This is a genomic window from Herminiimonas sp., assembly GCF_030645555.1.
In the GTDB taxonomy this organism is placed as follows: Bacteria; Pseudomonadota; Gammaproteobacteria; order Burkholderiales; family Burkholderiaceae_D; genus Oxalicibacterium.
Map to the genome: position 1 here is coordinate 1 of NZ_JAUSME010000083.1, position 21715 is coordinate 21715.

The 21715-nt window shown below is 57.5% G+C and carries 20 protein-coding genes; 10 read left to right on the forward strand and 10 right to left on the reverse strand.

What is annotated here, in order from left to right; translation table 11 throughout:
* From Q7T06_RS03235 to Q7T06_RS03245, 3 genes are all read left to right on the forward strand, one after another.
* On the forward strand, positions 1–906 hold a 906-nt coding region (locus Q7T06_RS03235; protein ID WP_304780062.1), incomplete at its 5' end, for an aspartate carbamoyltransferase catalytic subunit.
* Positions 907–910: 4 nt separating this feature from the next.
* Entirely contained in the window at positions 911–2197 is a 1287-nt protein-coding gene (locus Q7T06_RS03240) for a dihydroorotase (RefSeq protein WP_304780065.1), read from the forward strand.
* Positions 2198–3007 (forward strand): 1-acyl-sn-glycerol-3-phosphate acyltransferase, encoded by an 810-nt coding sequence (locus Q7T06_RS03245; RefSeq protein ID WP_304780068.1) that lies wholly within the window; start codon positions 2198–2200, stop codon positions 3005–3007.
* On the opposite strand, the gene Q7T06_RS03250 is transcribed toward Q7T06_RS03245, so the two are convergent.
* Entirely contained in the window at positions 3004–3831 is an 828-nt protein-coding gene (locus tag Q7T06_RS03250; protein ID WP_304780071.1) for a symmetrical bis(5'-nucleosyl)-tetraphosphatase, read from the reverse strand. The two genes, Q7T06_RS03245 and Q7T06_RS03250, sit on opposite strands and share 4 nt — an antisense overlap.
* 330 nt (positions 3832–4161) lie before the next feature.
* Between Q7T06_RS03250 and Q7T06_RS03255 the strand changes: the two genes are divergently transcribed.
* Together Q7T06_RS03255 and waaA are read left to right on the forward strand one after the other, a co-directional pair.
* Positions 4162–5538, forward strand: a complete 1377-nt coding sequence (locus tag Q7T06_RS03255; protein WP_304780074.1) for a phosphomannomutase/phosphoglucomutase — start codon at positions 4162–4164, stop codon at positions 5536–5538.
* A 200-nt stretch (positions 5539–5738) separates the two neighbouring features.
* Positions 5739–7007 (forward strand): lipid IV(A) 3-deoxy-D-manno-octulosonic acid transferase, encoded by a 1269-nt coding sequence (gene waaA, locus Q7T06_RS03260; protein ID WP_304780077.1) that lies wholly within the window; start codon positions 5739–5741, stop codon positions 7005–7007.
* A gap of 144 nt (positions 7008–7151) precedes the next feature.
* Here the strand turns inward: waaA and Q7T06_RS03265 are convergent, their stop codons facing one another.
* The 3 genes from Q7T06_RS03265 to Q7T06_RS03275 form a co-directional block, all read right to left on the reverse strand.
* On the reverse strand, positions 7152–7751 hold the full coding sequence (locus Q7T06_RS03265; RefSeq protein WP_304780080.1) for a hypothetical protein: 600 nt from the start codon (positions 7749–7751) through the stop codon (positions 7152–7154).
* Positions 7752–7853: 102 nt separating this feature from the next.
* A complete protein-coding gene (locus Q7T06_RS03270) occupies positions 7854–8177 on the reverse strand; it encodes a hypothetical protein (RefSeq protein WP_304780083.1) in 324 nt (107 codons plus the stop codon).
* Positions 8178–8306: 129 nt separating this feature from the next.
* Positions 8307–8828 carry a DUF3617 domain-containing protein gene (locus Q7T06_RS03275; RefSeq protein WP_304780086.1) on the reverse strand — a complete coding sequence of 174 codons (522 nt, stop codon included), beginning with the start codon at positions 8826–8828 and terminating at the stop codon, positions 8307–8309.
* A gap of 130 nt (positions 8829–8958) precedes the next feature.
* On the opposite strand from Q7T06_RS03275, the gene Q7T06_RS03280 reads away from it, so the two are divergent.
* Positions 8959–9279: a hypothetical protein gene (locus tag Q7T06_RS03280; protein WP_304780090.1), complete on the forward strand. Its 321-nt coding sequence runs from the start codon at positions 8959–8961 to the stop codon at positions 9277–9279.
* Positions 9280–9404: 125 nt separating this feature from the next.
* Here Q7T06_RS03280 and Q7T06_RS03285 read toward each other — a convergent pair whose 3' ends face one another.
* From Q7T06_RS03285 to Q7T06_RS03295, 3 genes are read right to left on the reverse strand one after another with little or no spacing between them, the layout of a single operon-like run.
* The gene (locus Q7T06_RS03285; protein WP_304780093.1) at positions 9405–10829 is read right to left on the reverse strand and encodes an efflux transporter outer membrane subunit; all 1425 of its coding nucleotides are present in this window, start codon (positions 10827–10829) and stop codon (positions 9405–9407) included.
* Positions 10826–13975 carry an efflux RND transporter permease subunit gene (locus tag Q7T06_RS03290; protein WP_304780096.1) on the reverse strand — a complete coding sequence of 1050 codons (3150 nt, stop codon included), beginning with the start codon at positions 13973–13975 and terminating at the stop codon, positions 10826–10828. Before Q7T06_RS03290 ends, Q7T06_RS03285 begins: the two co-directional genes overlap by 4 nt.
* Positions 13976–13987: 12 nt before the next feature.
* Complete coding sequence (locus Q7T06_RS03295; RefSeq protein WP_304780099.1) at positions 13988–15229, reverse strand: efflux RND transporter periplasmic adaptor subunit; 1242 nt, start codon at positions 15227–15229, stop codon at positions 13988–13990.
* 233 nt (positions 15230–15462) lie between these two features.
* Here Q7T06_RS03295 and Q7T06_RS03300 point away from each other — a divergent pair, with 233 nt between their 5' ends.
* Positions 15463–16107, forward strand: coding sequence for a TetR family transcriptional regulator (locus Q7T06_RS03300; RefSeq protein ID WP_304780102.1), 645 nt, complete (start codon positions 15463–15465; stop codon positions 16105–16107).
* A gap of 55 nt (positions 16108–16162) precedes the next feature.
* On the opposite strand, the gene Q7T06_RS03305 is transcribed toward Q7T06_RS03300, so the two are convergent.
* From Q7T06_RS03305 to Q7T06_RS03315, 3 genes are read right to left on the reverse strand one after another with little or no spacing between them, the layout of a single operon-like run.
* Complete coding sequence (locus tag Q7T06_RS03305; protein ID WP_304780105.1) at positions 16163–17458, reverse strand: TolC family outer membrane protein; 1296 nt, start codon at positions 17456–17458, stop codon at positions 16163–16165.
* A 57-nt stretch (positions 17459–17515) separates the two neighbouring features.
* On the reverse strand, positions 17516–17845 hold the full coding sequence (locus Q7T06_RS03310) for a rhodanese-like domain-containing protein (RefSeq protein ID WP_304780108.1): 330 nt from the start codon (positions 17843–17845) through the stop codon (positions 17516–17518).
* A gap of 9 nt (positions 17846–17854) precedes the next feature.
* Positions 17855–18520, reverse strand: coding sequence for a protein-L-isoaspartate O-methyltransferase (locus Q7T06_RS03315; RefSeq protein WP_304780112.1), 666 nt, complete (start codon positions 18518–18520; stop codon positions 17855–17857).
* 295 nt (positions 18521–18815) lie between these two features.
* On the opposite strand from Q7T06_RS03315, the gene Q7T06_RS03320 reads away from it, so the two are divergent.
* The 3 genes from Q7T06_RS03320 to recQ all read left to right on the forward strand — a co-directional run.
* Entirely contained in the window at positions 18816–19079 is a 264-nt protein-coding gene (locus tag Q7T06_RS03320; protein ID WP_304780115.1) for a YkgJ family cysteine cluster protein, read from the forward strand.
* 251 nt (positions 19080–19330) lie between these two features.
* A complete protein-coding gene (locus Q7T06_RS03325) occupies positions 19331–20164 on the forward strand; it encodes an undecaprenyl-diphosphate phosphatase (protein WP_304780117.1) in 834 nt (277 codons plus the stop codon).
* Positions 20165–20190: 26 nt separating this feature from the next.
* A partial coding sequence (gene recQ / locus Q7T06_RS03330) for a DNA helicase RecQ (protein ID WP_304780119.1) occupies positions 20191–21715 on the forward strand: 1525 nt, incomplete at its 3' end.

Here is a 21715-nt window from a genome sequence, read left to right on the forward strand (position 1 = left end):
GAAGGACTGCCAAAGTCCAACATCATCCACATACTGGATACCGCTTCATCGTTTGTCAGTATCGGCGACCGCGAAGTAAAGAAGGTGCCGCTGATGCGCGGCAAGAGCGTATTCAATCTGTTCTTTGAAAACTCGACGCGCACGCGCACTACCTTTGAAATCGCATCGAAGCGCCTGTCGGCCGATGTGATCAACCTGAATATTGCGGCCTCGAGTTCCAGCAAGGGTGAATCGCTGCTCGACACGATAGACAATCTGGCAGCCATGCATGCCGACATGTTCGTCGTGCGCCATGCATCATCCGGGGCGCCGCATTTGATTGCCAAGCATTTGCGGGATACTGCGCAGTCGCATGTGCATGTCGTCAATGCAGGCGATGGCCGTCATGCGCATCCGACCCAGGGCTTGCTGGACATGTACACGATCCGGCATTACAAGAAGGATTTCAGCAACCTGACCGTTGCCATCGTGGGCGACATCCTGCACAGCCGCGTTGCGCGTTCCGACATACACGCACTGACTACCTTGGGCGTGCCGGAAGTGCGCGCGATCGGTCCGCGCACCTTGCTGCCCAGCGGGCTGGAACAGATGGGCGTGCGCGTCTTCACCGATATCGACAAGGGTTTGAAAGACGTCGATGTCATCATCATGCTGCGCCTGCAGAATGAACGCATGAGCGGCGCCTTGCTGCCGTCGGCGCAGGAGTTTTTCAAAAGCTACGGTTTGACGACCGAGCGCCTGGCGCTGGCCAAGCCGGATGCGATCGTCATGCATCCGGGCCCGATGAATCGCGGCGTCGAAATTGAATCGGCAGTCGCAGACGGTGCGCAGGCAGTGATATTGCCGCAGGTGACATTCGGCATTGCGGTGCGGATGGCAGTGATGAGTATTTTGGCGGGAAATTAAAAAGATGAATATCCACATCAAGAACGGCCATCTGATCGATCCGGCGAACGGCATCGATGCACAGCAGGATATATACATTGCGGCAGGAAAAATTGCCGGCCTCGGGCAGGCGCCTGCAGGCTTTGTCGCCAGCAGGGTTATTGATGCCGGCGGCCTTGTCGTCGCACCTGGTTTCGTCGATTTGAGTGCGCGCCTGCGCGAACCCGGCTATGAATACAAGGCCACGCTGGAATCCGAAATGCAGGCAGCAATGCAGGGCGGCGTGACCAGCCTGGTGTGCCCGCCCGATACCGATCCGGTGCTGGATGAACCCGGTCTGGTCGAGATGCTCAAGCACCGCGCCAGGTCGCTGAACCAGGCCAACGTTTATCCGCTGGGTGCGTTGACGATGGATTTGAAGGGCGAAGCGCTGACCGAAATGGCCGAGCTGACCGATGCCGGCTGCATCGGTTTTTCGCAAGCCGATCATCCGGTACTTGATACCACCGTGCTGCTGCGCGCGATGCAGTATGCGAAGACCTTCGAGTACACGGTATGGCTGCGGCCGCAGGATCCGCATCTGGGTCGTCACGGCGTTGCGCACAGCGGCCCGGTCGCGTCGCGCCTGGGCTTGTCCGGCGTGCCGGTAATGGCCGAGACGATCGCCCTGCATACGATACTGGAACTGGTGCGCGTTACCGGCACGCGCGTGCATCTATGCCGCATGTCGACGGCTGCCGGGCTGGAACTGGTGCGTGCGGCGAAGAAAGAAGGTTTGCCGATTAGCTGCGACGTCGGCGCCCACCATATTCATTTGACGGAAAACGATATCGGTTTCTTCGATTCCAATGCACGCCTGACGCCGCCTCTGCGCAGCCAGCGCGACCGCGATGCGATTTGCCGCGCTTTGCTGGATGGCACCATCGATGCGATCTGCTCCGACCACACACCGGTGGACGACGATGAAAAACTGCTGCCGTTCGGCGAAGCATCACCCGGCGCTACCGGCCTCGAACTGCTGCTGTCGCTGGCCTTGAAATGGGCCGAGGATTGCATCGATCAGGAGCAGCAGCGGCTCCCGCAAGCGATTGCCAAGATCACCGCCGATGCAGCCCGCATAGCCGGCTTGCCATCCGGCCAGCTGGCCGTTGGCAGCGTCGCCGATATCTGTATCTTTGATCCGGCAGTTCGCTGGACGGTGGCCGCCAAGGCGCTGGCCAGCCAGGGTAAACATACGCCTTTCCTCGGCTATGAATTGGCCGGCCAGGTGCAGACCACGATCGTGGCTGGACATATCGCGTTCCAGCGTTAAGTGTTGCCTGCCCATGAAGCGGATGCGCATGACAGCTTGCGTGTGCCAGGCGATCGCATGATCGTCTGGCCATCCCTGCGCGTGATGCTGCATTTGTTCAGCGGTTTGTGCACCAGCGCCTTTGTTTTCCCTTTCATCGCTGCCGCCAGTCGTGATCGCCGCATCAAGCTATGGTCTATCCAGTTGCTGGCCATCCTGCGCGTGCAGGTCGAGGTACAGCTCAGGCCGGGAGCAGAGGCGATGCCGCAGGGATTGATCGTTGCCAACCATGTTTCGTGGCTGGATATTTTTGTCATCAATACGCTGCAGCCATGCCGCTTTGTCGCCAAGGCCGATATACGCAGCTGGCCTGCACTGGGCTGGCTGTGTACCAAGGCCGGGACCATCTTTATCGCACGTGGCAAGCAGCGCGAGGTGCGCCGCGTCTATGAAGGTCTGGTGGCCAGCATACGGGCCGGCGAGCACATTGCATTTTTCCCCGAAGGCACGACCACTGCGCAGGGAAGCATGTTGCCGTTTCATTCGAATTTGTTTGAAGCCGCAATTGAGGCACAGGTGCCGGTTCAGCCGTATGCCTTGCGCTATGTCGATGAACACGGCCGGCTGCATCCGGCTGCCGATTTCATCGGCGACATGACGTTTGTCGACAGCATGTTGCTGATCATGAAGGTACGCAAAATGACTGCGCAATTGATCCTGTTGCCAGCGCTGGATACTGCAGGTGCACATCGCCGTGATTTGGCGCTTGCCGCGCACGCGGCGATTGCCGAAGCGCTCGGTTATGCGGAGCGCCCGGAACAGACTGCCTAGCTTTTTTTGCCTGGACGCTGCTGTTGCGGACAAGCTATCTGCACGGTAGATCTATCTTCCAGATTGATGGCAGTCAGCTGGCCGCCCCATACGCAACCGGTATCCAGTCCTATCAAGTTGGCCTGCAAGGTCAGGCCCAGCGTGGACCAGTGGCCAAACACGACGGTGATGTCTTGCGTTTTGCGGCTGGGTAAATCGAACCAGGGCAAGAGTCCCGCAGGCGCCTGATCCATCCCTTCCACGGTCTTGAAATCCATGCTGGCGTCCGGGTGGCAATAGCGTATGCGCGTCAATGCATTGACGATGCAGCGCAGTCTATCGGCGCCCTGCAGTGCATCATCCCAGCGCGCCGGCGCATTGCCATACATTTCCTGTAAAAAGGCGATCCAGTCCGGGCCTTGCAGTGCAGCTTCCACTTCTGCCGCCAGCGCCAGCGTCTGTTGCGCACTCCATTGCGGCAGCACGCCGGCATGCACGAACAAATACCCGTCCTGTGCCAGCGCCAGCGGTTGATGGCGCAGCCAGGTCAGCAATTCCTCGCGGTCGTCGGCAGCTAGTATGTCGTCTAGCGTGTCGGATCTGTGCGGCTTGCGCAAGCCGCAGGCGATAGCCAGCAAATTCAGATCGTGATTGCCGAGCACGATGCGGGCGCGCTGCTTCAGACGATATATCTGGCGCAGCGTCGCGAGCGATTGCGGACCGCGATTGACGATGTCGCCGACGAAGATCAATTGCGCATCTGGTGCAACTGCATCGATTTTATCCAGCAGTGCCAGCAATTGCGTGTGGCAACCTTGCAGGTCGCCGATTGCGTAAGTAGTCATGAAGCCATGTATGGGTGAGAAAGAGCAGCTGTGTAGCCGCTACTGTATGTCAGCATACCGGAATTATGCAGGCGTGATCTATTCCGGCGTTCCGTGATTCCGGGATGCGTCATAGTCCAGGTAAATTGAAACTTGAAGGCCGGTCCCTTGTCGAAACCCGGTAACAGCCGGCTTTGACCTGCATCCTCCTCCACAAAGCGAGGCGAGGCGCGATATCATAGCGCCGCTGCCAAAGAAATTTTTTACTGCATCTGTATGCATTTCCTGGGTAGGTAAATTGCCGGATACGCCCAGGGTTTACTACAAACATTTTATGGATAAGGCTTCAATATGCTGACTCTCTCGCCAAGTATTTTCAAGGCTTATGACATCCGTGGCGTCATCGGTTCGACGCTGGATGCCGATGTGGCGCGTTCTATCGGTCGTGCCTTCGGTAGTGCGGTACGAGCCAAGGGGGAGCAGGTCGTCGTGATAGGCCGCGATGGCCGCCTGTCCGGCCCCGAGCTGAGTGCTGCGCTGGCAGAAGGCTTGCAGGCTGCCGGCGTGGATGTGGTCGATCTGGGCATAGTCGCGACCCCCATGCTGTATCTGGGCACGCATGTGCTGGATGCGCAGTCGGGGATCATGGTTACCGGCAGCCACAATCCGCCTGATTACAACGGTTTCAAGATGGTGCTGGCGGGAGAGGCGATTTACGGGGACACGATACAAGCCCTGTATCAGGCTATCGTCAACCAGGAATTTACTGCAGGCGCTGGCAGCTATCGTACCTACGATATTGCAGCGGCCTATTTGCAGCGCATAGTCGGCGACGTCAAGCTGGCGCGCCCGATGAAAATCGCGATCGATTGCGGCAATGGCGTGGCGGGTGCTTTTGCCGGTGAGCTATATCGCGCCCTCGGTTGCGAAGTCATCGAATTGTTTTGTGAAGTGGATGGCACTTTCCCTAACCATCATCCCGATCCGGCACATCCGGAAAACCTGCAGGACTTGATACGCTGCCTGCAGCAAACCGATGCCGAAATCGGCCTGGCCTTCGATGGTGATGGCGACCGCCTGGGACTGGTGACCAAGGATGGGCAAATCATTTATCCGGATCGCCAGCTGATGCTGTTTGCGCAGGATGTGTTGACGCGCCATCCAGGCGAACAGATTCTGTATGACGTCAAATGCACGCGCCATCTGGCGTCGTGGGTTACGGAGCGTGGCGGCCGGCCGCTGATGTGGAAAACCGGCCATTCGCTGGTCAAGGCCAAGATGCGCGAGACTGGCGCGCCGCTCGGCGGCGAGATGAGCGGTCATATCTTCTTCAAGGACAGATGGTACGGTTTTGATGATGGCATGTATGCCGGTGCGCGCATGCTGGAGCTATTGAGCCGCGAGCAGGACCCGTCGGCTGTGTTGAATGCCTTGCCGCAATCGGTCAGCACGCCGGAGCTGCAATTGAAGCTGGCCGAAGGCGAAAGCTTCCCCTTGATCGCCAAGCTGCAGCGCGAAGCGCAATTCCCGGGCTCTGACCAGATCATCACGATAGATGGCTTGCGGGTCGAGTATCCAGACGGTTTTGGCCTGGCGCGCTCGTCGAACACCACGCCGGTGATCGTCATGCGCTTCGAGGCGGAGTCACAGCAGGCGCTGGAGCGCATACAGGCTGAATTCAAGCGCGTGATAGTCGCGGCGAAACCGGATGCCTCGATGCCGTATTGAAGGCGGCCCATCCATCACAGATGCGATGCTGCAGAGATGCCTGAAAAATAGCGCGTATATCGTTCTTATATGGTGCTTATATCGCCCGATGTAAGCACCAGTTGCTGCCGAAGCGGCATAATACGGCTGATGCAATTTAATTCCCCCATTTCCACTGTTGTGCAAAGACGCTGGCCACCTATCTCTGGCGCAGGTATCCCATGCGCCTGATCTATTCGATCGCCTGGTGGCTGGCCTTGCCGCTCGTATTACTGCGGCTGCTGGTGCGTGGCCGCAAGGAGCCTGGCTATCGCCAGCACGTGGCTGAACGCCTGGGTTTTTACGATGACGTGAATTACGATGGCGTCGCGCCGGTCCTGTGGGTGCACGCGGTCTCGGTCGGTGAAACCAGGGCTGCCCAGCCCTTGATCGATGCCTTGCTCGCTGCTTATCCGGACCATCTGGTTTTGCTCACACATATGACGCCGACCGGGCGTGCGACTGGCAAGATGTTGTTCGCCAATCAGGTACGCGTGGTGCAGAGTTATCTGCCGTATGACACCGGCTGGATGGTTGCGCGTTTCCTGCGTCATTTCAAGCCCAAGCTGTGCGTATTGATGGAAACCGAAGTGTGGCCGAATGTGATGGCGCAGTGTGCACTGCATCGCGTGCCCGTGGCGCTGGTCAATGCGCGCCTGTCCGCCCGTTCACTGAAGAAGGCGTTGCGGTTGCCAGCCCTGTTTGTCGAAGCGGCGTCTGCGATGTCCTGCGTTGCGGCCCAAACCGAAAGTGATGCGATACGTATCCGCCAGCTGGGTGCGCCATCCGTGCATGTCACCGGCAGCATCAAGTTTGACGTGACGCCGCCGCAAGAGATGCTGCAGCGGGGTGTGGCATTGCGCGCGCAGCTAGGCCATCGTCCTGTACTGCTTTGTGCGAATACGCGCGATGGTGAAGAAGCGCTGATTCTCGATGCATACGTGGCGTTGAATCGTGCCGATATCCTGCTGGCCATCGTGCCACGTCATCCGCAGCGCTTTGACGATGTTGCGCAGATGATCGATGCGCGCGGATTGACGCTCGCCAGGCGTTCGACGCTGGGGGCCGCAGCGTTATCTTCTGATATAAGCGTGTTCCTGGGCGATACGATGGGTGAAATGTTTGCCTACTATGCCGCCTGCGATGTGGCTTTCGTTGGCGGCAGTTTGTTGCCGCTGGGCGGCCATAACCTAATAGAAGCCAGCGTGGTCGGTAAACCGGTTTTGATCGGCCCGCACACATTCAATTTTGCAGATGCGGCTGAAAATGCAATCGCAGCTGGCGCCGCATCGCGCGTGACAGATGCGGCAGACATGATGCAGCATGCGTTAGGCCTGTTGCAGGAAGATGAAACGCGCAAGCAAATGGGCGAGAACGCGCAGCACTTTGCGCGGCAACATGGCGGCGCCACGGCTCGCACGATGACCCTGTTGCAAGCCTTGATTCGCTGAGTTTGCAAGGCGGCTGCAGTTGCCGTTTCGGAAATCCGGCAAATTGCCCTGATTAGAAAAAAGCCAGGCGCTTGCAGCGCCTGGCTTTTTTTGTATCACCTGCGTATCTACACTACATCTGCGTTGCAGATTGCTCCGGAACGATTATCGGATAGCGCGCCGCTCGTTATGCAGCAGGCGATTTACATCTTCATTCAGCGCCTTCAGGCTGCGTTGCAATTTTTTTCGTTCGGCCTGAGTCACTTTGCCATCCGATTTGTAGCGGCTTTCAAGACGTTGTATGTCACGCTCGCGTTGATGCAGTCTGCGTGCTTCCGCTCTCGTGATCTGGCCAGAAGCAATGCCCCGGTCGATGCGCGCGCCTATGTTTTCTTCACGTTGATCTATGCCGGGCGTGGAATTCTGACGAGTGCTGAAGCGATCATTGGCAAGCTTGCGTTCGACATCGGCGCGCATTGCGTCAAGCTCGCGTCGTATCTGTTCGCGCTCTTGCGGCGTTGCGTTGCCATCCGCTTTAAAACGCATTTCACGGAACTGGATACTGCGTTCCTGCTGATACAGTTCCTGCGCTTCTTGCTGCGTGATATGTCCTGAAGCTATCCCTTGTTGTATGCGTGCACGAATTTCTTGCTGTGTGCGTTCAATGCCGGGGGTATTGGTATTTTGCGCAATGGCCGGCGCGACGCCCAAGCCCGCCAACAGGGTGGCAGCTACGAGCGACAAGCTGAGAGATTTCAATTTCATTGTGTTCCTTTATTTTTATTGAAGCCGAACAACATCAACGCAGTGGATAAAATTGCATGCGGACTGTGCATGCATAGCGCCGCTCACGACATGCCAGGTGATTTAATATCGGTATGGATCATAGGGACGATGGTCGTAGCGGTTAGGCACGCCATCCCCATCGCGATCATGACGACGATGGTGATGCTTGTTGTAGCGCCTGTGATGATCGCGTTCTTCGTAGTAAGGCCGGGTCTGTACATAGACCGGGCGTGGTTGCACATAAACTGGCCGCGGTTGTACATAAATTGGTTCAGGCTGCATGTAGACAGGGCCGGGCACGCCGATATTGAGATCTACATCGACACGTGCCATCGCAGGTGCCGCCGAAAGCATCAATACTGCACCTGCCAGTAGACCTGCTGAAATGGTGAGGACTTTTTTCATGACTCATCTCCTTGTTGGATGTCTGCATTACATACCAGCCTGGCGTCCATAACTAGAGTTGAATCGGTAAGCTTTGTTACGATATGTATCCAGACAGATGCCTGTTTTGACGGCATTTTCCGGGGCTGCTTACTGAGCCCTGGCAGTCTCGCAATAGGCATTGAGCCAGCGCCCGCTGGTACGGGCACGCTCATCGACGGCAATGCCGCGTACCGAGCCCTTGAATTCGCTGCTTCCTTTAAAACTCTCGGGCGTCGTCAACGTCGCTTCGGTCTTGCCTTGCCCGCTTACCTGATCGCTGGCACATGCCAGATCGGCGCTGTAGCGGTTTTCAATCCGCGTTGCATTGCGTGCCTCGCAGCCTGATTGGCGATGGTACAGATAGGGCGGGATTTTTTGCTCTGCCATTTCCCTGGTGACGCAGAACTTTGAACTTGCTGCGCCATTTTTGATGGCCGGCATATCGAAGCCGTATTGTTGCGCCAGCTTGCCCAGATTCTGCATCTGCTCCGGCGGAATCTGTTCGACCAGCGAGAGCAGGTCTGACGTCGTCGTCATTTCCCACAGCCCCGGCCGCATATTGTTTTCGACCGCATGTGCAGTCGTACCCATGATGGCGAGTAGCGATAAAAGCAGGAATTTCCTGTGCATGAAGTTCTCCGGTGCGTTGAATGTAATGAAGAGTCTGAGTCCGGACCGAGTGGGAGGTTCAACCCTTGCTGCCTGAAAAATGCTGGATCGCAGGCCGGGGAGTGCGGTTTCCCGGCCATATCCCATATCGATGGGATACGAAAATATCCGGAATGCGACGAGAATAGAGCGCGAAACGGAGCCCATAACCATGTCATTTCATTTGCCATCGAATATCACTGCACAAAGAAAACCCATCAATGCAACTACTTACGCATACATCCTGCACCACAGCGAACTGGGCCAATTGGGACAAATTTTGCTGAGCGCCTGCGTAACTGGCAGATGCAATGTGACCAGCCTGGTGCACGGCCATCCCGGCGATCAGATGACGGAGCGGCGGCGTGTGGTGTTCGAGCCATTGGCCAGAACTTTTGCGGAGCAAATTCAACTGGAAAAGAATTTTTCCTGAACGAGCGCAGATCGTTTTGCTTAATCTGAAGTTCAGGACATGAAGTTCAGGACAATAAGGTTGGGATAAATAAAAAAGGGGAGGCCGCCGATGCGGACTCCCCCTTTTTTTATTGCTGCCGGATGTTATTTGGCTGATGCAGTCGCAACGCTGGTTTCGGCCAGGCCACCGCCCAGGGAACGGTACAGATCGATCGCATTCGTCAGACGCAGCAAGCGCGCCTGTACCAGGCTTTGTTCTGCCGAAAACAATTCGCGTTGCGCATCCAGCACGTCGAGCGAACTCGCAATGCCGTTATCGAAACGCAGATTGGCCAGTTTCAGGCGTTCTGCCTGCGCTGCCTGCACCAGACCCTGTGCGTCTATCTGCTCGTCAAGAAGGCTGCGTGCAACCAGCGCATCGGCCACTTCACGGAACGCGACCTGTATGCTTTTCTCGTAATTGGCGATGGCGATATTCTTGCGTACTTCGCTCAAGGTCAGATTGGCCGTATTGCGTCCACCCTGGAAAATCGGCAGCACCAGTTGCGGCGCAAACGACCATGCCCGCGAGCCATTTTCAAATAAGCCTGACAATGAATTGCTGGCCGTGCCGACGCCGGCGGTCAGCGAAATGCGCGGGAAAAATGCAGCGCGCGCCGCGCCGATATTCGCATTCGCTGCACGCAGTGTTTGCTCTGCGCTGCGTATGTCAGGACGTTGCGTCAACAGATCAGACGGCAAGCCGGCCGGGATGTCGGCCACGATGTTTTGTGCAGACAGCGGTTGTGCCGGCGGCAAATCAGTCAGGGGTTGACCGACCAGTACGGTCAGGGCATTGAGCGCCTGCGCGCGCTGGCGCGCCAGTGTCAATTGCGCGACACGGGCCGATTGCAGCAAGGCTTCATTCTGGCGCAAATCCAGCGCCGACGATGCGCCGACTTCAAACCGCTGCTTGGCCAGGCCATATGCAGTGTTGCGGCTGTCGAGGGTATTTTGCGCCAGCGTCAGTTGCTCGTCGTAGGCGCGTTCAGCCAGATAGGCCTTGGCAACTTCGGCGACCAGACTTATGTGTGCCGCCTGGCGCGCTTCTTCAGTCGCCAGGTATTGCGCCAGCGCTGCATCATTCAGGCTGCGTACACGACCGAAAAAATCCAGCTCGAATGAGGCCAGGCTGAGGCCGACCTGGTAATTGCTGCTCACGGTGCTGTTGCCGCTCGATGTCAGCGACCCCGGTGTGCGTGCGCGCGCGCCAGTGGCAGTGCCATTGAAGTTGGGCAGCAAATCTGCCGACTGGATATTGTATTGCGCCCGTGCTTCCTCGATGCGCAGCGCAGCGACGCGCAAGTCGCGGTTGTTGACCAGTGCGGTACTGATCAGCGACTGCAGGCGTGCATCAGGAAAAAACGTGCGCCAGCCGGTTTCGGTAGCGCGGCTTTGATTGGCGGCGACTGCCGATGGCGTCGGATAATCCGCTGCCACCGGTGCCTCGGGACGCAGGAATTTTGGCGCCAGTGAGCAGCCGCTCAGTACACTCGCTGCCAGTACGGTCAGCGTCAATTGTTTGATCATAATTCTTCATCCTCATTGCGCGGCTGGTGAGACGCATACATACGACGTTGGCGTTCGCTACCCTTGAAGAAGGTACGCACCACCACGAAAAACACTGGCACAAAGAAGACCGCCAGCACCGTTGCCGTGATCATGCCGCTCATCACGCCGGTACCGATGGCGCGCTGGCTGGCCGAGCCGGCACCGCTGGCAAGCACCAGCGGCAGCACGCCGAGGATGAATGCCAGCGAGGTCATGATGATAGGGCGGAAGCGCAGATGCACTGCTTCCAGCGTTGCTTCTATCAGTCCCTTGCCTTGTGCCTGCAGGTCTTTAGCAAACTCGATGATCAGAATCGCGTTCTTCGCAGACAGACCCACCACTGCAATCATGCCGACCTTGAAGTACACATCGTTAGGCATGCCGCGCAAGGTGACGCCGAGCAGTGCACCCAGAATGCCGAGCGGCACCACCAGCATCACCGACAGCGGAATCGAGGTGCTTTCATACAGGGCAGCCAGCACCAGGAATACCGCGATCAGCGACAGCGCATACAGCGCCGGCGCTTGCGAGCCCGAGGTTTTTTCTTCCAGCGACTGGCCGGTCCATTCGTAGCCGAAGCCTGGCGGCAGTTTTTCGACCAGGCCCTGCATTTCCGCCATTGCATCGCCGGTGCTGTAGCCCGGTGCTGCGCCGCCGGAAATCTTCATTGCCGGATAGCCGTTGTAACGTATCAACTGTACCGGGCCGCTGATCCATTTCGACGTGGTGAAGGATGAGAACGGCACCATCGTGCCCGTTGCGCTGCGGGCATACAGCTTGTTCAGGTCTTCCGGTTGCAGGCGACGCGGCGCGTCGGCCTGCACGATCACACGTTGCTGACGACCCTGATTCGGGAAGTCATTGACGTAGGATGAACCGAGCAGAGTCGACATGACGCTGTTGATGCTGTCGAAGGTCACGCCCAATGCATTTGCCTTGTCGCGATTGATGTCGAGTTGCAGCTGCGGCGCATCTTCCAGACCTTCAGGGCGCACACCGGCGAGTATCTTGCTCTTGGACGCCATGCCCAGCATCTGATTGCGCGCTGCGACCAATGCATCATGGCCAAGACCGGCGCGATCCTGTAGACGGAAGGTAAAGCCGGTGGCGTTACCCAGTTCGCGTATCGGTGGCGGGTTCAGCGGGAACACGATGGCATCCTTGATGGTCGAGAATGCTCCCATCGCCTTGGCTGCAATGGCGTCTGCCGAATTTGCCGCGTCGCGTTCCTTCCAGTCTTTCAATGGTGAAAACACCAGCGCGGCATTCTGACCGTTACCCGAGAAGCTGAAACCTGCGATTGATACCACATGTTCGACCGCCGGATGCTTCAGATAATAATCTTCTACCTGCTTGATGACTTCCATCGCCCGGCCAGTGCTGGCGCCTGACGGCAACTGGATATTCGTGATCAGATAGCCTTGATCTTCATTCGGCAGGAAGGATGCCGGGAGCCGCGCATACAGGAAGCCGACACAGCCCAGTATCAGCGCATAGACCAGCATGTAGCGGCCGGTCTTGGTCAGCATCTTGGCGATGGAACCCTGATAGCGCGACGAGGTCTTGTTGAAGACGCGATTGAACCAGCCGAAGAAGCCGCGCTTCTCGTGATGATGTCCCGCCTGTACCGGTTTCAGGATGGTTGCGCACAGTGCCGGCGTCAGCGTGAACGCCATCAATACCGAGAACACCATCGAAGCCACCATCGACAGCGAGAACTGGCGATAAATCGCACCGACCGCGCCGCCGAAGAAGGCCATCGGGATGAATACCGCAATCAGCACCAGCGTGATACCGATCAGTGCGCCGGTAATCTGGCCCATTGCCTTGCGGGTTGCATCGCGCGGCGACAAGCCTTCTTCGCTCATGATGCGCTCTACGTTTTCCACCACCACGATCGCATCATCGACCAGGATACCGATCGCCAGCACCATGCCGAACATCGTCAGCACGTTGATCGAGAAGCCGAATACCAGCAGGGTGGCAAACGTACCCATCAGGGCAACCGGCACGACGATGGTCGGGATCAGGGTGTAGCGTATGTTCTGCAGGAACAGGTACATCACCAGGAACACCAGGATGATCGCTTCGATCAGGGTCTTGACGACTTCCTCGATCGAGATCTGGACGAACTTCGAGGTATCGTAAGGGATCGTGTATTTCACGCCAGCCGGGAAGTACTTCGACAACTCTTCCATTTTCTTGTGCACGGCAGTTGCAGTGCCCAGCGCATTCGCGGTGGGCGACAATTGCACACCAACGAAGGACGTTGGATTGCCATCAAGACGACCGGCGGTTGCATACGATTGACCGCCGACTTCGATGCGGGCCACGTCGCGCAGACGTACCGATGAACCATCCTTGTTGGCGCGCAGAATGATCTTGCCGAATTCGTCCGGGCTGCTCATTTGACCATTCACGACTACAGTTGCGGTGATCTGTTGCGAGAGCGGACTGGGCAGGTCGCCCAGCGTACCGCCGGCAACCAGTGCATTTTGTGCACGGATCGCAGCGGTGACGTCGGCCGGCGTCAGATTCAAGCCGACCAGTTTGTTAGGATCAATCCAGATGCGCATCGCGCGCTCGGTACCAAACAGCTGCGCCTGACCGACGCCGGGCACACGCTTGATTTCATTCAACACGTTACGTGACAAATAATCGCCCAGTGCAACCGGATCCAGCCTGCCGTCAGTCGACGACAAACCGATAAACATCAGGAAGTTGCTGCGTGATTTGGTGACTTGCACGCCTTGCTGCGTTACGGTGGCAGGCAGACGCGATTCCACGCGCTTCAAGCGGTTGGAAACATCAACGGCAGCCAGATCGGGATTGGTTTCCGGAGAAAATGTAACCGTGATTTGCACCTGACCATTGGCCTGGCTTTGTGATTCGATGTATTGCAAACCATCGGCACCGTTCATTTCCTGTTCGATCAGGCTGGTAACGCTATCGTCCAACGTTTGTGCCGTGGCACCCGGATAGCTGGCAGTGACGACTATGGTCGGCGGTGCGATATTCGGATATTGCGCGACCGGCAAGCTGGTGATCGCCAAGGCGCCAGCCAGCATGATAAAGATGGCTAGTACCCAGGCAAAAACCGGGCGGTCAATAAAAAATTTACCCATTACGGTGCTCCCTTACTTCGACTGCGGTTGTTCTGCGCTCTTGGCTGCAGGGGTGGGCGCTGGTGCCGGAGCTGGCTTTGCTGCATCTGCTGCGGGAGCAGTAGCGGTAGCTGGCGCAGCTTTTTTCCATTGCACCGTCTTGACCGTTGCGCCTGGCTGGATTTTTTGCAAGCCTTCGACGATGACCTGGTCGCCTTCTTTCAAGCCATCGTTGATGACCCACGAGTCGCCGCTGGCAGCGCCGGTTTTAACCGGACGTGGGACCACTTTGTTTTCTGCGCTGACCACCATGACAGCCGAGCCGTCCGGAGTGCGCGTGATGGCTTGTTGCGGCACGGTGATTGCGTTTTCATTGATGGCTTGTTCAACGCGCGCACGCACATACATGCCAGGCAACAGTTGACGCTCGGGATTGGGGAACTCGGCACGCAAGGTGACTGCGCCCGAGCTTGCATCTACCGTCAGATCGGAAAACAGCAGTTTTCCAGAATGAGCGTATTCCTGCCCATCTTCCGTTACCAGTGTGACCTTGATCTGTCCCTTGCCTGCGCTTTTCAATTTACCATCGGCCATCGCGCGTTGCAGCTGCAGCACTTCAGTGCTCGACTGCGTCATGTTGACGTAGATAGGGTCGATTTGCTGCACGGTTGCCAGCGGGGTGGCTTCGCCCTGGCCTACCAATGCGCCTTCAGTGACTTGCGCGCGACCTATGCGGCCGGAAATTGGCGAGCTGACAGTGGCGTAACCAAGTGACAGGCGCGCTGTTTCGCGCGCTGCCTTGGTCGCTGCGACATCTGCTGCCGCTTGCTTCTGGGTGGCGGTCACGTCATCGTATTCCTGCTTGCTGATGGCATTGCTGGCGACCAGTGGCTGGTAACGCTTGGCTTTCAATTCCGCCTGCAGCAAGCTTGCTTCAGCCTTGGCAACTGCGGCATCGGCGCTGTTATAGGCAGCCTTGAACTGGGCTGGATCGATCAGGAATAATGTGGCGCCTGCCTTCACGTCGCTGCCTTCGCGGAAGGTGCGCTTGAGCACGATGCCTGGCACACGGGCGCGCACTTCGGCGATGCGGCTCGATTCCAGCCGGCCTGGCAATTCATTCGTTACGCCCAATGCAGCTTGTTTGATGGTGATCACCGACACTTCAGTTGGTGGCGGAGCTGGCGGCTTGGTATCCGACTTGCTGCAGGCAGCGACTGCGAATAACACGAACAGGGTGGCGGCCAGGGTGGTCAAACGGGGAAGTGAACTCATAAACATCTCGCACGGTGAGTGGATTGCGCTGCCGATAATCGGCAGTCCGGTAAGACAAATAGGGTGGGACTGGAAATATAAGAGCGCGGATTCCTGAACATCGTTCTTATGTTTCTTGATGCTGATGCTGCAAGTGGGTTATTATACATACATTCAAGGATGTATGTATATGCGGCAACTACTTATTAAACAGCATATATAAATATTCAAAAATTGTTACAGGATCATGATTTATGGCACGTTGCACGAAAGAAGAAGCGCTGGAAACCCGCAGCCGCATACTGAATGCGGCTGAAGAAGTGTTTTACACGCGCGGTCTGGCCCAGTCGTCATTGGCCGATGTCGCGGTAGCGGCAGAGGTGACGCGCGGCGCGATCTATTGGCATTTCAAGAACAAGAGTGATTTGTTCGATGCGATGTGCGAGCGCGTGCGCTTGCCGATGGAGTCTTTGATGACGGTGCCGGACGAGAAGTTTGTCGGCGATCCCCTAGGACATTTGCGCAATGTATGGGGCCATCTTTTGAAGGACGCCGCCACCAACCCGCGCTCGCACAAGGTGCTCGATATCATGTTCCTGAAATGCGAGCTGGTTGATCGCAGTGATCCAATCTGGATGCGCCAGCATGAGTGTTATCTGAAGGGCCTGGCGAACATGGAGCGCATTCTGCAGGAGGCGATAGAACTGGGACATTTGCCGGCGGATCTGGATACGCGCCTGGCGGCGCTGACCTTGCACGGCCATGTGATAGGTTTGCTGCTCAACTGGCTGTTTTCACCTACCACTTTTGACTTGGCAGCTGTTGCCGATCCCTTGATTGATGCCTGTTTGGACAGCTTGCGTTATGCGCCTTCGCTGCGCCTGAAAAAAGCGGATTGAAAACGCTTGATGGGTCGTGGCAAGGACGCGGCTGGCATGCGCCGCTGCGCGATGGCTAGGGTTGTGTCAACAAGGTATTGATTTGCACCAGGTCCTGCTCCTGCAGCATGCCGGCAGCAGATTTCAGACGCAGGCTGTTGATCAGCGTGTCGTAGCGTGCCTTCGCCAGATCGCGTTGCGTCGCATATAACTGTTGCTGCGCATTCAGCACATCGATGTTGATGCGCACACCGACCTGATACCCCAGACGATTTGATTCCAATGCAGACTGGCTCGATATTTCAGCCGCCTGCAATGCCTGGACTTGCGCCAATCCGCTGTTGACGCCGAGATAGGCTTGCCGTGCATTTTGTGCGGCAGTGCGACGCGCCGTTTCCAGATCGGCGCGCGCCTTGTCTTCCAGGGCAATCGCTTGCCTTACCTGGCTCGTCACGGCAAAGCCGCTGAAGAGCGGGATGGCCCACTGCACGCCTATTGCATTGGTCGGGCCGGTGCCCTGGCTTTGCAAGGTATTGCGCTGATTGCTATCGCTGCGGCTGGCAACCAGATCGACGCTAGGATAATGTCCGGCGCGGTTGCGCGTGATGTCGCGTTTGGCGATTTCCAGCGCCAGCTGTTTGCTGGCAACGTCAAAATTCTGCTGTTCAGCACTCTGTACCCATGGATCGATCTGCGCCGGTTGCGGCGTCTGCAGCGCCACGCCGCTGCGCAGCACGGCCAGTTCGGCTGCCGGCTTGCCTATGATCTGTTGCAAGGCTGCGCGCTTGATGTCGAGGTCGCTTTGCGCAGCGAATTCCTGCGCGGTTGCCAGGTCGTAGCGGGCTTGCGCTTCATGCGTATCGGTGATGGTTGCGGTACCCACTTCAAAATTGCGTTTGGCCGAAGCGAGCTGTTCACTGATCGCGCTTTTCTGCGCCTGCAGCGAGGCCAGCGTATCTTGCGCTGCCAGGACATCGAAGTAGGCTTGCGCCACGCGCAGGATCAAATCTTGTTGGACGATGGCAAAAGCGGCTTCGCTGGCGGCGACCGATAATTTGCTTTGTTCGTAAGTTTGCCAAGCGGCGATGTCGAACAGGGGTTGCGACAGCGATAGCGTGTAGCCATGTGTGGTGGTGTCGGCGGTGCCGCTGCGACTCGATCGCAGATGCGAGCCACTCAAGCCTACCAGCGGCAGCAGCTTGGCGCGGCCCTGGACCGAGGCTTCCTGGCCTGCGCTCAGATTGGCGCGTGCGCTTGCATAGATCGAGTCGTTGACCAGCGCATCCTGATAAACCTGCAGCAAATTGACTGCATGTACCTGCAGGGATAAAACAGCACCGGCGATCAGCGTGACTAGCTTGGCATTGCGCATTGCATTCCCTGGGAGATGAGGCAGATCAAGCAAGTAAGAATGCAGTGATTGTCATTTTTAATAGGTCGGCATCGCAGGATCGACCTGCAGCGCCCATGCATGGATGCCGCCGGTCAGGTTCGTTACCTGGGTGTAGCCATTGCTTTCGAGGAAATGCGCAACCCGCATGCTGCGTGCGCCATGATGGCAGATGCAGACGATAGCCGCATCCGGATCCAGCTGGTCGAGCTGGTCCGGTATCGTGTTCATCGGTATAGAAACCGAACCAGCGATATTGCAGGTCTGGTATTCCCATGGCTCGCGCACGTCCAGCAGGACTGGCGCCGTCTTGCCGACGGCAGCGTCAGCCAGCAGCGCTGCCAGTTCCGCAGCAGTCAGGTGTTGCATCGCGCTTCCTTAAAACTTGAATTGCGATGGAACGAGCGCATTGCGCAGCGGTTTCAAACATGTTTCAAACAGGTTGACCGTGTCATAGCTGATGTCCGATATGCGCGTGATGATTTGCGCCGTCATCGCGGGTGCATTCCCGACGATGACGAACATGCGGCCACCGACCTTGATCTGTGCCAGCAAGCCATCCGGTACGACCGGCAGGGAGCCGGATACCACGACCACGTCGTAAGGTGCGTTCGGCTGATTGGCGCCGCCATAGCCTTGTGCGCCATCGCCTTCCAGCACGTCGACATTGCTGACGCCGTAATCGACCAGATTCTTTTGCGCCAGTGCCTTCAATTCAGGGTTGATTTCCACCGTGGTCACGTGACGCGCCTTGTATGCCAGCAGCGCTGCCAGGTAACCCGAGCCTGAGCCGATTTCCAAAACGTTTTCATGCTTCTTGATAGCCAGTTCCTGCAAGATGCGCGCTTCCAGTTTAGGCGTCATCATGTTTTCGCCGTGCGGCAGCGGGATTTCACTGTCGGCAAATGCCAGCGCGCGATACGCGAGCGGCACAAAGGCTTCGCGTTTGACCACGACCAGCAAGTCGAGTACGTCTTGATCGAGCACATCCCAGGGACGGATTTGCTGCTCGATCATCAGGAAACGGGCTTTTTCTATGTTCATTTTGTCGGCTCTAGGTAACTGAATAGGAAAACAGGCATTTTAGCAAATGATGGCCGTCGCACAGCAGCACATCTCCATGAATCGAGTCCAGGCACCGTTACAGGGGAGGGTAATGTAGCGAAGGCGGTATGTAATGCAGGCAAGCGTATGGATTTGTCTATGCCCCGGTACTTTAAGCGTCCACCTGCGCAGCGTCAAGCGCCACTCCCCGCTATCCCCTGTAAAATCGCGGCTTGCACCCGCTCACGCCACACATTGCATGGCTTGGTTGAATAAATTGCCGAATGATCAAGGAATGACCAATTTACACTGCCGCTCCGATTGCGGCGCCTGCTGCACTGCGCCGTCGATTTCATCGGCTATCCCCGGTATGCCCAATGGCAAGCCGGCGGGAGTGCCTTGCGTGCAACTCGACGATCAACAACGCTGCCGGATATTCGGTCTGCCGGAACGGCCGGCCGTGTGCGCCAGCCTGCAGCCGCAACTTGAAATGTGCGGCGCGACGCGCGGCGATGCGATGTTTTACCTGATGACGCTGGAGCGCCTGACTGCGGCATGAGGCGCAAATGATTTTTCAAGCGGCGGCAGTGTGATTCTGGTGCCCTGAATTTCACCTGGGCAAGAGCGGTTTTAATCGGCCAAAACCAATACAGGAAGCGGCTCCCGTGCTAAGCTTTGAGCCCGCAGGATAACGCTGGCTGTAGCAGTCGCCGCGTGTCGGCGACACAGCAGCATCGACTACGTTGTAACCCGTACGGCGTCACAACCGGCGGGTTTTTTATTACCTTTTCACTTACTCTGCACATCGCCATGGACCTCATACTCGCGCTCAAAGTCATCGTCATGGGCATCGTCGAAGGCTTGACGGAATTCCTGCCGATATCGTCGACTGGACATTTGATTCTTGCCGGCAGCCTGCTGGAATTCACCGGTCCCAAGGTCAAGGTATTCGAAATCGCAATCCAGACCGGCGCCATGCTGGCTGTCTGCTGGGAATACCGGGTGAAAATTGCCGCCGTTCTGGCGGGCTTGTTCACGGATCGCAAGGCGCAGAAATTCTCGATGAATATCATCGTGGCATTTTTGCCGGCGGCTTTGCTCGGCCTGGTATTTGCCAAGGCGATCAAGGAAAAACTGTTTGCGCCGGTGCCGGTGGCGATCGCTTTCATCGTCGGCGGCTTCCTGATCCTGTGGGTAGAGCGTCGCACCAAGGATGCGAGCGGCCCGGCGCGGGTCGAGCTGGTCGAGGACATGACGCTGCTGGATGCTTTCAAGGTTGGCTGCGCGCAGGCGTTTGCACTGATCCCCGGCACCAGCCGTTCCGGCGCCAGCATCATAGGTGGCATGTTCTTCGGTTTGTCGCGCCAGGCAGCGACTGAGTTTTCGTTTTTCCTCGCGATCCCGACCTTGATGGGCGCCACTGTTTATTCCGTCTACAAGGACAGGGCCCTGCTGTCGATGGCCGACATTCCCTTGTTCGGTCTCGGTGGGCTGGCTGCATTCGTTTCCGCCTTTCTGTGCGTACGCTGGTTGCTGCGCTACATCAGCACGCATGACTTCACCTTCTTTGCGTATTACCGCATCGTGTTCGGCTTGTTTATTTTGCTCAGTGCGCATTACGGATGGGTAGTGTGGGCAGAGTAGGCAACAGCAATGAGCAAGCAAGCGCAATGAGCAAGCACGATGATCTCGGCGCGCAGGCGCTGCATGTACTCGAATCGGTTTTCGGCTATGCGTCTTTTCGCGGCGAACAGGCCGAGATAGTCGATGTCGTCATGCGCGGCGGCGATGCGCTGGTCCTGATGCCTACCGGCGGCGGCAAGTCGCTGTGTTATCAAATTCCTTCGCTGCTGCGCGATGGCGTCGGCGTCGTCATTTCGCCGCTGATCGCCCTGATGCAGGATCAGGTCGATGCGCTGGCTGAAGTCGGCGTGCGTGCCGCCTTCCTCAATTCCACCCAGACCTTTGAAGAATCGTCACGCATAGAACGCCGCTTGCGCAGCGGCGACCTCGATCTGCTTTACGTTGCGCCCGAGCGCCTGATGACGCCGCGCTGTCTCGACATGCTGGAAGCCGCGAAGATTGCCTTGTTTGCGATAGACGAAGCGCACTGTGTCTCGCAATGGGGTCACGACTTCCGTCCCGAATACATCAAGCTGTCGGTGCTGCACGAGCGCTTTCCGAATGTGCCGCGCATTGCGCTGACTGCCACCGCCGATCACCAGACGCGCGCCGAAATCGCGCATCGCCTGCAGCTCGATGATGCGCGCATGTTCATCTCGTCTTTCGATCGACCCAACATACGTTATCAGATTGTCGAAAAAGCCAACGGCCGCAAGCAGGTGCTGGATTTCATCGAGAGCGAGCACGCGGGCGACGCCGGCATCGTGTATTGCCTGTCGCGCAAGAAGGTAGAAGAGACGGCCGAATTCCTGTGCGAAAACGGCATCGCCGCCTTGCCGTATCACGCCGGCATGGATTACGCGACGCGCAGCAAGAACCAGGCGCGCTTCCTGCGCGAAGAAAGCATAGTGATGGTCGCCACCATTGCCTTCGGCATGGGCATAGACAAGCCGGACGTGCGCTTCGTCGCGCATCTGGATTTGCCGAAAAGCATAGAGGGCTATTACCAGGAAACCGGCCGTGCCGGTCGCGATGGCGCCCCGGCCAATGCGTGGATGGCTTACGGTTTGCAGGACGTGGTGCAGCAGCGCCGCATGATAGATGAGTCGGAAGCCGATGAAACCTTCAAGCGCGTCCTCGGCGTCAAGCTCGATGCGATGCTGGGTTTGTGCGAAACGCTGCATTGCCGGCGCCAGCGCCTGCTCGATTATTTCGGCCAGTCCTCTGCACCTTGCGGCAATTGCGACACCTGCCTGCATCCGCCGCGCTCATTCGACGCCACCATTGCAGTGCAAAAACTGCTGTCGACGATCTATCGCGTCGACCAGCGCTTTGGCGCCATGCATGTGCTGGATGTGTTGCGTGGCGTCGATAGCGACAAGGTCAAGCAATGGCAGCATGAACAGGTTTCCACCTTCGGTATCGGTTCGGATAGAAGCGAAGCCGAATGGCGCGCGATTCTGCGGCAATCGATCGCTTTAGGCCTGGTGAGCGTCGACTATGAATCGTATAGCGCACTGAAGTTGACGGATGCGGCGCGCCCGGTATTGAAGGGCGGCGAGAAGGTGCAGT